Source organism: Nostoc sp. (assembly GCF_036917155.1).
In the GTDB taxonomy this organism is placed as follows: Bacteria; Cyanobacteriota; Cyanobacteriia; order Cyanobacteriales; family Nostocaceae; genus Nostoc.
Genome location: NZ_JBALDZ010000183.1, coordinates 1 through 13669 on the forward strand (window position 1 = coordinate 1; position 13669 = coordinate 13669).

Genomic DNA, 13669 nt, shown 5'->3' on the forward strand with positions numbered 1-13669 from the left:
AGTTGGGAGTTGGGAGTTGGGAGTTGGGAGTTGGGAGTTGGGAGTTGGGAGTTGGGAGTTGGGAGTTGGGAGTTGGGAGTTGGGAGTTGGGAGTTAGGAGTTGGGAGTTGGGAGTTGGGAGTTGGGAGTTGGGAGTTGGGAGTTGGGAGTTGGGAGTTGGGAGTTGGGAGTTGGGAGTTGGGAGTTGGGAGTTGAGAGTTGGGAGTTGAGAGTTGGGAGTTAGGAGTTGTAAATTCAATATTAGACCTCTTGCAAAAATCCTTGAATCACCCCTCCCCAACCCTCCCCGTATGTATTGGGGCTACCGTGTATACACAAGTCGAGTTGGGAATCAAATGGACAGAAAAGAACGGAAAATTATTTTTAAAATCCTTGATTTGACCTTATATCTCTATCAATAAGCTGACACTATTGATAATCAAGTTGATCAGATCAAAACCTTGCCGACTAAGGCTTGTATCTTACCAGGCAAGGATTTTAGGACTTGTGTATACACCGTAGATGTATTGGGGAGGGGCAAGATTTCAAGTTTCCCCCCAATATATCGGGGGGATTAAAGGGGGTCTATTCGACTTATGCAAGAGGTCTATTGAATTCTTAACTCCTCACTCCTCACTCCTCACTCCTCACTCCTCACTCCTAACCCCTAACCCCTAACTCCTAACTCCTAACCCCTAACTCCTAACTCCTAACTCCTCACTCCTCACTCCTCACTCCTAACTCCTAACTCCTAACTCCTAACTCCTAACTCCTAACTCCTAACTCCTAACTTTTAGACTCGCAAAGCTACCATTTTTTCCACAGCTTCTACTATTTGCTCTGGTTGGACGATTGTCAGTCGCTCCAGATTGCCGTTATAGGGTGTGGGAATATCTTGGGAAGAAAGCCGCAGTACTGGCGCATCTAATTCATCGAATAAGCGATCGTTGATTGAGGCGATGACTTCTGCTCCAATACCCGCAGTTCGCATGGATTCTTCCACAACAATGACTTTATGGGTTTTACGTATGGATGCACCAATGGTATCAAAATCTAATGGTTTGAGGGATATTAAATCGATAACTTCTGGATCGTATCCTTGTTTTTCAAGAGTTTTTACTGCTTGCACCACATGATGGCGCATCCGCGAGTAAGTAATAATTGTCACATCTTTTCCCGGACGGACAATTTCTGCTTTATCCAGAGGTAGCAAGTATTCTTCTTCTGGTAAATCTTCTTTTAAGTTGTAAAGCAGAACGTGTTCAAAGAACAACACCGGATTATCATTGCGGATAGCGGATTTCAGTAGTCCTTTAGCGTTTCTTGGTGTGGAGCAGGCAACAATTTTCAACCCTGGCACAGCTTGAAAGTAAGTTTCTAATCGTTGGGAATGTTCTGCGCCTAGCTGCCTTCCAACACCGCCAGGGCCGCGAATTACCATCGGAATTTTAAAGTTACCGCCAGAAGTATAGCGTAGCATTCCAGCGTTGTTGGCTATTTGGTTGAAGGCGAGCAGTAAAAAGCCCATATTCATGCCTTCAATGATGGGACGTAACCCAGTCATCGCAGCTCCTACGGCCATGCCAGTAAAGCTATTTTCAGCGATGGGGGTATCTAGAACGCGGAGTTCGCCATATTTTTGGTACAGGTCTTTGGTAACTTTATAGGAACCGCCGTAGTGTCCAACATCTTCACCGAGAACGAATACGCTGGAGTCACGCGCCATTTCTTCGTCAATGGCTTCCCGTAAGGCGTTGAAGAATAGTGTTTCTGCCATTTAGACCTTTTAGTACGATTATGGTTTTAGAATTTTATCGTGCCGCTGTCGTAAATACAGTGAGCGATCGCACTAGTTAGAGTTTAGGTTGTTTGAACGAACTGCCCCAAGGTAGAGCGAGTAATTGCCATCAGGTGAATTCCTGTTTGTGCGGAGTCCGCCTGGGCGGACTTAAGTTTGTGTCGCTGCGATTAGAAATCGCCAGGTATATTTGCTCTAGTACAACACGGCGTAAATAAACAACCCATTTAAAATAGCCAGAAAGCTTACAAAATAAGCATTCTTTCTTTTTATTTTTGCCTTCTTGTACTAGTCAAGTAACCACATCTCATTAGAACTATCAGGATACTCATTTGGTTGATTTTGTGGTTGATTTTGAGCTAGTGTTTCCGATGACCGATGTGATTTTTTGTAGTTAAGTGGATTGTAGTGTTCCTTTACTGGTTTGATTGCACTAGTTTCTTTGACAGCTACAGCAAGTTGAGATTTATCTTCTGCTGTTTGTTTTAAAGCCTTAATTTCTTCTATAAGCTGGGAGTTTGCTTCTGCAAGTTGCAGTGCTGTTTTTTTGGTTTCGTCCAGTTCTTTTGTTAGTTGTTCTAGTAATGATTTTTGTTCTGATGCAAAGGTTTTTTGTTTAGATAATTTTGATTGCAAATCAGTAATTTCTTGTCCTAGAGATGCTTCTTTTTTTTGGCTTGTTTCTAGATTACTTGTCAATTCTTTGACAGCTGTTTCTAAATCAGCTTTGGTGGGACTTGTACGCCTAACAGAAGTTGAATCAGGTGTCTGTGTCGAAGATTCTTCATCAGATGAAACCTGTTCTTCGGCAATTTTTTCTGCTGTAACTTCGATCGCAGATTCACCCTCTGGGGATGTAAATTTTTGTGCCTCTTCTTGTAGTAAGTCAGAGAGACTTTGTTTCCTAGCCATTATTATTTTCTCCAATCACGCTGTAATTCATCAGCTGCACGGCGGTAGTCTAATTCCGCCTCCCGTGCGTTTCCTCCTCGCCACTGGGTAATCGCTACACCTTCTAGTGCTGCTCGTTCATGAGCTTTATAAGCACGGATGAAGGTATTACAAGTAGGAATACCTAAGCGAGTGAGAGTGTTTTTTGCTTCTTGCGCTTCCCCCAGACTGCGCGTATCGACTTTGGTGAGCAATACCCGATGGGGGGTTCCCACGGGGATGACGGCTTCCTTGACTGTTTCCACGAGGATTGCTAAATCCATTGCGGCTGGGGGTGTAGGCAAAACTAGATAATTTGCAATCGCAACTACCGCCACTAATGCTTCAGAGCGCAGGGCGGGAGGTGTATCCACCACTACTAAATCGTAACCTGTTATCTTTCCTAAATCACTTAAAAGTGTGGGATCGGTTTCTTGAGATAAATCAAATCCCATTCCCTGTTGACTGCGCCCAAACCACCAACTGGCAGAACCTTGAATATCTGCGTCAATCAACAGCACCTTTTTTTTCTTCGCAAAGTTTGCAGCCAGATTGACTGCGGTAGTCGTTTTACCGACTCCTCCTTTACCGTTAAGAATAGCGATGATTTTTGGCACTGCTTGCTTCCGATGCTGCCTCTTTAGTGCTGAGTTTTGAGTGCTGAGTGCTGAGTTAAGAGAGACGCGATTAATCGCGTCTGTACAAGAGTTATTATTATCCTCTTTGTCTTCTTTTTCAGTCCCCAGTCTCCAGTCCCTAGTCCCCAATGATGAATATACAGCTTTCTGTAACCCATAAGTAACATGAAAACTCGTAATAATAAAATTCAGAAGCCATTAACTCCACAAAATTCTATGACAACAACTTACAATTTGCCTGATGGGCCTCAAATGCCGCGCTGGTTAAGGATGATCAAGTTTATTAGCCAACCAGTGAAATATGTGGATGATTTTGCCAAAATCTATGGTGACACTTTCACAATCAGGAGTGTTCACTCGGATAACCATCTGGTGTATTTTAGTCAACCCCAAGCACTGGAGCAGATTTTTACTGCTGATTCCAGCCATTTTGAGGTGGGCAGGGGAAACATCGGGCTAAGATTTTTGCTTGGCGATCGCTCCTTCATGTTATCAGATGGCGATCGCCACCAGCGGCAACGGCAATTATTAGCCCCACCTTTTCATGGCGAAAGGATGCGGGCTTACGGCGAGGAAATTCGGGAAATCACCCAACAGCTAAGTAATGAATGGCAAATTGGCAAACCTTTTAATATCCGTGAGTCGATGCAAGAAATCACCTTGCGTGTTATTCTGCGGGTTGTATTTGGTTTGAATGAAGGACAGGTGTTTGAAGAATTGAGGCGATCGCTAAGTGACTTACTAGACTTCATCACTTCGCCGATAATGTCTAGCGCCTTCTTCTTCCGGTTTATGCAAAAAGATTTTGGTGCGTGGAGTCCTTGGGGTTGGATTCTGCAACAACGGCAAAAAATTGATCGACTTATTTATGCTTTACTTCAAGAACGTCGGGCTGAATCTGAACAAAATCGGCAAGATATCTTAAGTTTAATGATGGCGGCTCGTTACGACGATGGTCAAGGGATGTCAGATGAAGAATTACACGACGAGTTAATGACACTGCTAGTTGCGGGACATGAAACTACCGCTTCGGCATTGACATGGGCTTTTTACTGGATTGATCATTTACCGGAGGTGCGTGAGAAGTTGCGACAAGAACTCAACACCGTTGAAATTAACCCCGATTTGAGTAATGTGGCTAAATTGCCCTATTTAACAGCAGTTTGCCAAGAAACATTGCGAATTTACCCAATTGCCATGAATGCTTTCTGGCGGGTTGTGAAAATCCCAATTACAATTATGGGCTACGAACTGCGACAGGGAACGGCAATAATTCCCAGTATTTATTTAGCGCATCATCGGGAAGAAGTTTATCCACAATCCAAGCAATTTAAACCAGAACGCTTTTTAGAAAGACAATATTCACCTTATGAATATTTACCCTTTGGTGGCGGTAATCGTCGCTGTATTGGGATGGCATTTGCTCAGTATGAAATGAAAATCGTCTTGGCAACTATTTTGTCAGAATTTCAAGTTTCGCTAGTAAATAAACGTCCTGTACATCCTGTGCGCCGTGGTTTAACTATCGCCGCACCCGCCGGAATGCGGATGATTGCAACGCCTCAAGTTAAGCGTGCGAATCCAATTGTTGCCTCTAGTTTAAGTTGATTTACTGAAGTGAAGCTATGCTGCTAAAAGTTTTGGGGAAGAAGTTACCAATGCCCAATGCCCGAAGCGGCGGGGCGGCTGTCCCTCTCCACCCACTCTTGGGATGGAGTTTCCCGCCGCTTTCAATGAATTGCCCCTACCACGTGTAGTTTTACATAAGCCATAACTAAGTTATAATTAATTAAAATCCCTTTTAGGGATTGAAACGATCGGATATATAGATAGGAATATGAGCAGAAGTGTTTGAATTCCAATTAATCAAAATCCCTATTAGGAATTGAAACTATCAAATATCTGGCAAAATGACTCCTGGAACACCTGTTACTAAAACGTATATTGAATTACTCAAATCTTTTCCTCCTCGTCCTGTAACTTCTAAGGAAAAATTGCTGGCTACGCAAGAAGTAATCGATTCTCTAATTGATAAAGGTGAATTAACATCAGATGAACAAGACTATCTCAATGTTTTAGGCACTCTAATTTACGAGTATGAACAAAAACATCATTCTATAACTGATATTCATGGTATAGAATTACTTGAAGCGTTGATAACCGAATTTGGTTTGCGACAACAAGACTTAATTCCTATCTTTAAAACCGAGTCTATTGTATCTGAAGTCTTGAGTAGACAGCACAAGCTGACAGTTAATCACATTCGTAAACTCGCGGAGTTTTTTCATATTTCACCTGCTGCTTTTTTTGAATCATAAGAGGGAAAACTTTACAGATCCTCATTGCGTGTGTGTGGACTTGACAGAAAGCCAACTGATGTAGCAAGATCCATTTAAGTCCCTTTCGTCCCACATCTCGAAGTGGGTAGGAGGCAATGCATGATTGGCAGTATTTCTTTAACCACGATCGCAGCAATTTAAATCAAGGCACTTACCGCATCTTTGAGCCGGAGTGGAAAGCAGAGATTCTCCACTGGTTTAGCCAGGAAGATGTAGCTAAGGAGCAAAAAGAAGATTTTATCCAAGCTTTAATAGATTTTGATGACGGCTGCGGCGATTTTTATCGGTATCGCGCCTATTTTCTGGTGGCTGAGGCTTTATCCCAGTTCCCAGAATGTAGTTTGGGTGATGCAATTGTAGAACAACTGCTCAAGTGGAGTTATGCCTACTTTCGGCAAGATCAGCGAGATTGGCAGATACTACCAAAACCATTGGTGAAGACAGCTAGAAAAACCCTGGAATTAACCGATCAAAAACGGGTTATTGCCGCTTTTGTGCATTTAGTTCATACTACTGAAAGTCGCACAGTTCTTAGACTCGCAGCCGAAAAGTTAGGAACACTTGATCCGGGTAATAAAAGTGCGATCGCAGCCTTGGCATTAATGCCAATTTCTGAGGATAGATATGGATTCTGCCTAAGAAGTTATAGTCTAGGCACAATAGCGGTTGGTGATGAAACTGCGATCGTCGTTCTAGTTAACGACATCAAAAAGATATCAGATCAGGAAATTTGCACGCATGGAATTACGGCTTTGGCGGATATTGCTGACGGCAATCACGCTGCGATCGCTGCATTAGTTCACCTTATGGAGACGACACTAAATAAGGACAATTGTTGTAATGCGATGGCAGCATTGGGAAAAATTGCTGTAGGCAATCAAACTGCGATCACAGCCCTCGTCAAATTCTTACAAATAAACCAGGGTGATAGAATCTGTTTTGATACAGCTCAAGTTTTATGGCAAATTGATCCTGGTAATGCAGCTGTACTCAAGAGTTTAGTGTATATTGTCGAAACTTGTGCAAATGCATTTTTTATAAATCGCGCGGCTACATATCTGTTGAAAATTGAGCCAGGGAATAAAACTGCGATCGCTACTTTATGCCAAATACGGCAAAGCAATCCGTATGAACATGAATCAATCTTGACGGATGCAGTTCAAAATTTAGAACAACTCGATCCAGAAAACAAATTGGTTCAAGAGAAGCTCAACGAAGTTATCCCTACCCTGCTCAGATTTATTCAAATCTTTCAACAAGATGATGAGAATAAAAACTGCTGCAACAACGCCACTATTCGTCTACCCTATGAATCCTGTCTCTTGGATATAGCTGATAGTTTGACAAAAATCCTCCAAAAAGAACATTTACCACAAGTAGTCATAACCCTAAAAGACTATCTCAGTAAAAAGTTCTACAAAAACAATTCATATCGCTACGAAGCCGTATTTAAAATCATTTGGCATTGTGCCCAAAATCTCACTTACCCAGATTTCCACAAAGCAATCAACTAAACAACAAGCGCAGAGTTCTTATCTTCCTCCGCGTTCCTCTGCGCGTCCCTCCGCGTCCCTCTGCGTTAAAAAACAATCTCCCCCCTCATCCTCTCTTCCAACACATCCAATAACCCATCCACATCCTTCCCAACTTCCTGAAAACAAATCGGTGGTGCTGGTTCCGGTGCAAACTGAATTAACTTAATTTCCCCCTTCCCAATCCCAATCATCACAACTTCCACATCCGGCTGATGATTCTCCACAATTCCCAAAATTTCCTGAAGCCGATTCTCAACCTTAATATTTAAATTCTCAATCTGCTCTTTCGGACAATAAACAAAATGCGGTGTTGGTTGCAAATCAATACCAATAATACCCTGACTGTCACCATTTGCTAACCACAATCCCCAAAACAGCGCCGCCAACTCTTGCTGATTTGCTTTGACAAACTTATCCAACTGGCGACGCCACTTAGTATCACCTGATTCTGGTTGACTATTACCAAAAAACATAAATAATTCGTAATGAAGACACAGACAATAGGCGAAACTTATCTCAAACCTGACTGTACACGCCAGAGACCGGAATAAATACCATCTTTCTCCAGCAATTGCTCATGGGTTCCCGACTCTACTAATTTCCCATGTTCCATGACATAAATGCAATCGGCATTGCGGATAGTGGAAAGACGATGAGCGATCGCAATTGTAGTTCTATCTACTGTAATCCGTTCTAGCGATCGCTGGATTGCTGCTTCTGTCTCATTATCCACCGCCGAGGTAGCTTCATCTAAAATTAGAATGGGGGGATTCTTCAAGACTGCACGGGCGATCGCAATCCTTTGTCTTTGTCCACCAGATAACTTTTGTCCTCTTTCCCCCACAATTGTCTCATAACCTTCGGGCAACTCAATAATAAATTCGTGCGCCTCGGCTATCTTCGCCGCCGTGATGATTTCTTGCTCTGTAGTCTCAAAGCTACCGTAAGCAATATTCTCTGCTACAGTGCCATGAAATAGAAACACATCTTGACTCACCAAACCGATGCAGCGCCGTAAATCTTGCAAATTCAAACTTTGCAAGTCAATCCCATCCAGAGTAATGCTTCCAGCTTGCACCTCATACAACCGCAACAATAGTTTGACTAAAGTGCTTTTACCAGAACCAGTAGAACCGACAATTGCAATGGTTTTCCCTGCCGGAATATCTAAAGACAGATTTTTAATCACTGGAAATCTATCTTTATAGGCAAAATAAACATTGTTAAATTGCACTTCACCGCGCACTTCATCTATAGGTAACGCCACATCACCTGTATGAATAGCGATAGGAGTATCCAATAAATTCATCACTCGATTAGTAGAAGCCATTGCCCTTTGATATTGGTCAAAAGTTTCGCCTAATCTTGTTAAAGGCCACAGCAATCGCTGAATTAAAAACACTAATACACTGTAAGTCCCTACAGACATTGCTCCAGAAACAGCTGCCATCCCGCCATACAAAAGTAATGCCGTGAACCCCACCAAAATCAGCATCCGAATTAGCGGCACAAAAGCAGCAGAAAGAGTAATTGCCTTAGAATTACTGTGGCGATAAGCGTCACTATCTAATTCCAAACGAGAGGCTTCATAAGCTTCAGATGTGAAGCTTTTAATAGTAGTAATTCCGCTGATATTGTTTGACAACCGCGAATTGAGAAAACCTACTTTTTCTCGGACATCAGCGTAGCGAGGTGCAAGTAGTCGTTGGTAGGCAAAAGAACCCCAGAGGATAAATGGCATCGGTGACAAAGCCATCCAAGCTACACTAGGAGCCAAAATAAAGAAAGCAGCGCCAATAATCAGAACAGTTGCGGAAACTTGGATGATATCATTCGCTCCCCCATCCAAAAACCGCTCTAATTGGTTAATATCATCACTGAGGATAGACATTAAACCGCCAGTGCTGCGTTCTTCAAAATAAGCTAATTCCAACTCTTGCAAATGTTTGTAGGCATCCAAACGTAAGTCATGCTGAATATTCTGAGCCAGATTCCGCCAAAGTCGAGCGTAGGCGTACTCAAAAACAGATTCGAGTATCCAAATGATTACAGTCAGGAAGGAAATAATCAAAAATTGTTGAAAGACATCCCGTACCCCTAACTGTGCAATTATGGAATCCTGTTGCTTAACTACCACATCCACCGCCACGCCAATTAAGCCAGGTGGTGCTAAATCGAAAAATTTATTGAGGATAGAATAGGTAGTCGCCAGCCAAATTTGTTTACGATACTGGTGTCCATACTCCAGCAAACGCTGAAGAGGATGCGTTGAATGTTTACGCCTTCTTGATGCCCGATGAGATTTTAATGCAGTAGCCACGGCTTTTTGCGGTTTCGTGTGACTGATATTACCACGGAACAAAGTCTTGAGTCCTAAGTCCTGAGTCTGAAGATTGATTCAGACAGACTAGTGAGAAACTTAAATTGGGGACTGGGGACTGGGGTGCAGAGGGAGAATAAGAAATAACTAATGACAAATGACCAATGACCAATGACTAACTAAATATTGGAGAAAGGAATTTGAAAAATCAGCAATTGGGTAATTGGCAAACCACAGTTTTGGGAATTGCGTTAGCAATACTAGTGATTATCGGGCTAAATTCCTTTATCATTATTAACCCAGGACAAGCAGGAGTAATCAGCATCTTGGGTAAAGCGAGAGATGGTGCTTTATTGGAAGGTATTCACGTGAAACCACCTTTTATCACCGTGATAGATGTATATGATTTGACGGTGCAAAAATTTGAAGTACCAGCGGAGAGTTCCACTAAAGATTTGCAAAATTTATCTGCAAGATTTGCAATTAACTTTCGCCTCGATCCGATAAAGGTAGTTGAAGTCAGAAGAAAACAAGGAACATTAGAGAATATTGTCTCAAAAATCATTGCACCTCAAACACAAGAAGCATTTAAAATTGCCGCAGCTAGAAGAACAGTAGAAGAAGCAATTACCAAAAGAAGTGAATTGAAAGAAGACTTTGATCAAGCCTTAGGCGATCGCTTAGACAAATATGGGATAATTGTGTTAGATACTAGCGTAGTTGATTTAGCATTCTCGCCAGAATTTGCCAAAGCAGTTGAAGAAAAACAAATTGCTGAACAGCGGGCGCAAAGAGCCGTTTATGTAGCACGTGAAGCCGAACAAGAAGCACAAGCAGACGTGAATCGCGCTAAAGGTAGAGCAGAAGCTCAAAGACTCTTAGCAGAGACACTCAAAGCCCAAGGAGGACAGCTAGTTTTACAAAAAGAAGCAATTGAAGCCTGGAGAAGTGGCGGCGCTCAGATGCCGAAAGTCCTCGTTATGGGTGGTGATTCAAAAAGTGGCGTTCCCTTCATATTCAATCTTGGGAATGTTCAAAATCAACCTTAATTAGAATAAATAATACTTAGTAACTTGGGCTAGTCCCAACTCAAACACAACAGAAAAACCAACAAGATAAAAATCGAAGTTTATGTCAACCCCCAATCGTCACAATCTCACCGCCGAAGAAGCGAAAAAATTACTGAACAAATTCAACTGTTTAGATATAGCTCCCATCCTCGACTCATCAGAAAAAATAGTAATTCGTAATGCCTTAATTTTGCTCACCAAGCTTGCTGATTACCAAATTTTAGGAATTTGTGCTGATACAGCAGAAGAAGGAATATTGGCAATGAAAACCTATTCTCTGGCTTTGGGTTATGAACCACCAGATAATTTACTTACACCGGAAGGCCCAGTTTATATCAAATTAAATGGTAAAAATGGTCTGTGTTATCTTGATTCATACTCTGGACATCATCGTGGTGTATTAGTGTCTTGCCAGTCTTACCACGAAGATGGAATCAACGAAATGTATGGACATCTACCCTTGGATTTATTTGTATAGAATTAGGCAATGAATAATGTAGGTAAGGTATGAGCCTTGCCTACTCACTAATGAAAAATAATTAACGACTTCAATCTTATGAGTATTATTACACTACAATCAGTCAAAAAAGACTTTGGCATCAAAGAGATTTTAAAAGATGCTAGCTTTAGCATTGATGCTACCGATAAAGTTGGTTTAATTGGTACTAACGGTTCTGGTAAATCAACTCTATTAAAAATGATCGCTGGTTTAGAATCCATTGATAGTGGGCAAATTTTAATCAACTCCGGTTCTAAAATTATTTACTTACCCCAGCAGCCAGATTTAGATGAGAATCACACAGTTTTAGAGCAAGTTTTCGCCGACAGTGGCGAACATATTGCTTTAGTGCGTGAATATGAAGAACTCTCAGATAAGTTGGTTCACTATCCAGATGATAGTCAACTGATGTCTCGTCTTTCTGTCGTGATGCAGCAGATGGATACGAATGATGCTTGGGAACTAGAAACTAATGCCAAAATTATCCTGACAAAATTAGGAATCTCTGACTTTGATGCCAAGATAGGCACTTTATCTGGAGGTTATCGCAAGCGCATTGCTTTAGCATCAGCTTTGCTATCAGAACCCGATGTTTTGCTGATGGATGAGCCGACAAACCATCTTGATGCTCTTTCTGTCGAATGGTTACAAAGTTATTTAAATCGCTATCGCGGCGCACTTTTTCTCATCACCCACGATCGCTATTTTCTAGATCGCGTTACCAATCGGATCGTGGAAATTGACCGAGGCGACATTTACACCTATACAGGTAACTACTCATATTACCTCGAAAAGAAAGCTTTAGCTGAAGAATCTGCTGTAAGTAGTCAACGGAAACATCAAGGCTTGTTGCGCCGCGAGTTGGAATGGCTCAAAAAAGGGCCAAAAGCTAGAAGTACCAAGCAAAAAGCTAGAATTGACCGCGCTCACGCTTTGCGGGATACTGAATTTAAACAAGTTCAGGGTAAAGTTGATATTTCTACAGTTGGTCGTCGCATTGGCAAAAAGGTTATTGAATTAAACCAAGTTTCTAAAGCATACAATGGACGCACCCTAATTAATAATTTCACCTACGAATTTAGTCCAGAAGACCGCATCGGCATCATCGGTGCGAATGGTGCTGGTAAATCCACTTTAATGGATATTATTACTGGTCAGATTCAGCCAGATTCAGGGATTGCGGAAATTGGGACTACAATTCACATCGGTTATTTTGACCAGCATTCGGAAGAATTGCTCACAGCCTTAAACGAAAATCAGCGCGTGATTGACTATATCAAAGAAGAAGGTGAATTTATCAAAATTACCGATGGGACTCAAATTACTGCTTCGCAAATGTTGGAGCGGTTTTTGTTTCCTGGTAATCAGCAGTATGCCCCAATTAGTAAACTTTCAGGTGGTGAAAAACGCCGTTTATTTCTGTTGCGGGTTTTGATGAGTGCGCCCAACGTCTTGATTTTAGATGAACCGACAAATGATTTAGATGTGCAGACATTGGCAGTACTAGAGGATTATTTAGAAGATTTTGTCGGGTGTGTAATTGTAGTTTCTCACGATCGCTACTTTCTCGATCGCACCATCGACACAGTTTTTTCCTTTGAGGAAAGCGGTAATCTCCGGCAATATCCAGGTAATTACTCGATTTATCTGGACTATAAGAAGGCTGAAGAGGCACAGCAACAAGCCGCGAACGCTAAGGAGAAGCCGAAAAATGCCGAAGTCCAAAATAGTGCGTCTTCACCCAAGGATGTAGAGAATACCAAACGGCGGAGGTTATCCAATTGGGAAAAGAAGGAATTTGAGCAGTTAGAAGGTAAGATTGCCGAGTTAGAGGCTGAAAAGGCAGAAACCGAGAAAACGCTGGCGAATGTCTCACCGGGGAATTATAGCCAGGTGCAGAAATTGTACGATCATGTGGAAAAGCTCAAGCACGCGATCGATGTGGCGACTGAACGGTGGTTAGAATTGGCGGAGATGGAGTCTTGATTTTTTAACGTGATGTGAATTAAGACAGGAGACGGCGATTTATCGCGTCTTTATGATGATTTATTTAGCGTAGGTGCGTTACGGCGTTCCGTTATCCGTTGGTTTGATGAGATAATCGCTTACTTTGATAATGGGACAACTAGTGGTGCTGTGGAAGGCATTATTGAAGAAGAATTCAGCTATTCTGAATTCAGGAGTCAGCAATCTTGACGCGACGCTCGTTCGCTCTTAGCGTCTCCCCGAATCACATTGGGAGAGGCTAACGCCAAGGGAGAAGACAAAGGCTTAGCTACGCTATCCGCCTTTTCGGTCAAAATTCATTCTGTACATGGATAGCGGGGCGTTTAGCCCATTCTGACTCCTGACTACTGAATTCTGTTCGATAACAAACTTAAGCTAATTAAACGTTCTGGCTATGGATTTAGAAACTTTGAAAATTTCCGAGTTAGATGCTTGTTGAGTTGGCATTTTAACTATTAGTTAACGTGTCGCGGAAGTCCCCACCTTCAATGTACTCATAAGGTGGGGATAGGGAGCGGGGGATGAGGATTGCATCTGGAATTGATTTTTTGCAT

The 13669-nt window shown here is 42.1% G+C and carries 12 protein-coding genes and 1 pseudogene; 8 read left to right on the top strand and 5 right to left on the bottom strand.

What is annotated here, in order from left to right; all coding sequences use genetic code 11:
• The coding region (locus V7K67_RS24105) for a hypothetical protein (RefSeq protein WP_442943918.1) at positions 1-195 on the top strand (195 nt) is incomplete at its 5' end.
• 577 nt (positions 196-772) lie between these two features.
• Here V7K67_RS24105 and V7K67_RS24110 read toward each other — a convergent pair.
• From V7K67_RS24110 to V7K67_RS24120, 3 genes are all read right to left on the bottom strand, one after another.
• A complete protein-coding gene (locus tag V7K67_RS24110; RefSeq protein ID WP_179067556.1) occupies positions 773-1756 on the bottom strand; it encodes an alpha-ketoacid dehydrogenase subunit beta in 984 nt (327 codons plus the stop codon).
• Between the two features lie 309 nt (positions 1757-2065).
• Entirely contained in the window at positions 2066-2689 is a 624-nt protein-coding gene (locus V7K67_RS24115) for a hypothetical protein (RefSeq protein ID WP_334708715.1), read from the bottom strand.
• Positions 2690-2691: 2 nt separating this feature from the next.
• Positions 2692-3324 (bottom strand): ParA family protein, encoded by a 633-nt coding sequence (locus V7K67_RS24120; protein WP_334708736.1) that lies wholly within the window; start codon positions 3322-3324, stop codon positions 2692-2694.
• A gap of 237 nt (positions 3325-3561) precedes the next feature.
• On the opposite strand from V7K67_RS24120, the gene V7K67_RS24125 reads away from it, so the two are divergent.
• The 3 genes from V7K67_RS24125 to V7K67_RS24135 all read left to right on the top strand — a co-directional run bounded on the left by V7K67_RS24125 (position 3562) and on the right by V7K67_RS24135 (position 7198).
• Complete coding sequence (locus V7K67_RS24125; RefSeq protein WP_334733297.1) at positions 3562-4953, top strand: cytochrome P450; 1392 nt, start codon at positions 3562-3564, stop codon at positions 4951-4953.
• Between the two features lie 302 nt (positions 4954-5255).
• Positions 5256-5663 carry a helix-turn-helix domain-containing protein gene (locus V7K67_RS24130; protein WP_334733298.1) on the top strand — a complete coding sequence of 136 codons (408 nt, stop codon included), beginning with the start codon at positions 5256-5258 and terminating at the stop codon, positions 5661-5663.
• Positions 5664-5779: 116 nt separating this feature from the next.
• A complete protein-coding gene (locus V7K67_RS24135; RefSeq protein WP_334733299.1) occupies positions 5780-7198 on the top strand; it encodes a hypothetical protein in 1419 nt (472 codons plus the stop codon).
• 65 nt (positions 7199-7263) lie between these two features.
• Here V7K67_RS24135 and ccmS read toward each other — a convergent pair whose 3' ends face one another.
• Positions 7264-7692 (bottom strand): beta-carboxysome assembly chaperone CcmS, encoded by a 429-nt coding sequence (ccmS, locus tag V7K67_RS24140; RefSeq protein WP_334733300.1) that lies wholly within the window; start codon positions 7690-7692, stop codon positions 7264-7266.
• A gap of 38 nt (positions 7693-7730) precedes the next feature.
• Complete coding sequence (locus V7K67_RS24145; protein WP_334733301.1) at positions 7731-9539, bottom strand: ABC transporter ATP-binding protein; 1809 nt, start codon at positions 9537-9539, stop codon at positions 7731-7733.
• A 200-nt stretch (positions 9540-9739) separates the two neighbouring features.
• Between V7K67_RS24145 and V7K67_RS24150 the strand changes: the two genes are divergently transcribed.
• The 4 genes and pseudogenes from V7K67_RS24150 to V7K67_RS24165 all read left to right on the top strand — a co-directional run.
• A complete protein-coding gene (locus V7K67_RS24150) occupies positions 9740-10588 on the top strand; it encodes a prohibitin family protein (protein ID WP_334708723.1) in 849 nt (282 codons plus the stop codon).
• An 82-nt stretch (positions 10589-10670) separates the two neighbouring features.
• Positions 10671-11087, top strand: a complete 417-nt coding sequence (locus V7K67_RS24155) for a DUF1824 family protein (protein ID WP_334733302.1) — start codon at positions 10671-10673, stop codon at positions 11085-11087.
• Positions 11088-11165: 78 nt separating this feature from the next.
• A complete protein-coding gene (locus tag V7K67_RS24160; RefSeq protein ID WP_334733303.1) occupies positions 11166-13094 on the top strand; it encodes an ABC-F family ATP-binding cassette domain-containing protein in 1929 nt (642 codons plus the stop codon).
• A 381-nt stretch (positions 13095-13475) separates the two neighbouring features.
• Positions 13476-13574, top strand: a pseudogene (locus V7K67_RS24165) (transposase); the annotation flags it as partial.
• Positions 13575-13669 lie beyond the last annotated feature (95 nt).

What these genes read in the sequence shown, in the direction of transcription:
- V7K67_RS24110 (WP_179067556.1), bottom strand. Translation starts at nt 1,756, where the DNA reads ATGGCAGAAACACTATTCTTCAACGCCTTACGGGAAGCCATTGACGAA.
- V7K67_RS24160 (WP_334733303.1), top strand. Translation starts at nt 11,166, where the DNA reads ATGAGTATTATTACACTACAATCAGTCAAAAAAGACTTTGGCATCAAA.
- V7K67_RS24125 (WP_334733297.1), top strand. Translation starts at nt 3,562, where the DNA reads ATGACAACAACTTACAATTTGCCTGATGGGCCTCAAATGCCGCGCTGG.
- V7K67_RS24135 (WP_334733299.1), top strand. Translation starts at nt 5,780, where the DNA reads ATGCATGATTGGCAGTATTTCTTTAACCACGATCGCAGCAATTTAAAT.
- V7K67_RS24115 (WP_334708715.1), bottom strand. Translation starts at nt 2,689, where the DNA reads ATGGCTAGGAAACAAAGTCTCTCTGACTTACTACAAGAAGAGGCACAA.
- V7K67_RS24130 (WP_334733298.1), top strand. Translation starts at nt 5,256, where the DNA reads ATGACTCCTGGAACACCTGTTACTAAAACGTATATTGAATTACTCAAA.
- ccmS (WP_334733300.1), bottom strand. Translation starts at nt 7,692, where the DNA reads ATGTTTTTTGGTAATAGTCAACCAGAATCAGGTGATACTAAGTGGCGT.
- V7K67_RS24155 (WP_334733302.1), top strand. Translation starts at nt 10,671, where the DNA reads ATGTCAACCCCCAATCGTCACAATCTCACCGCCGAAGAAGCGAAAAAA.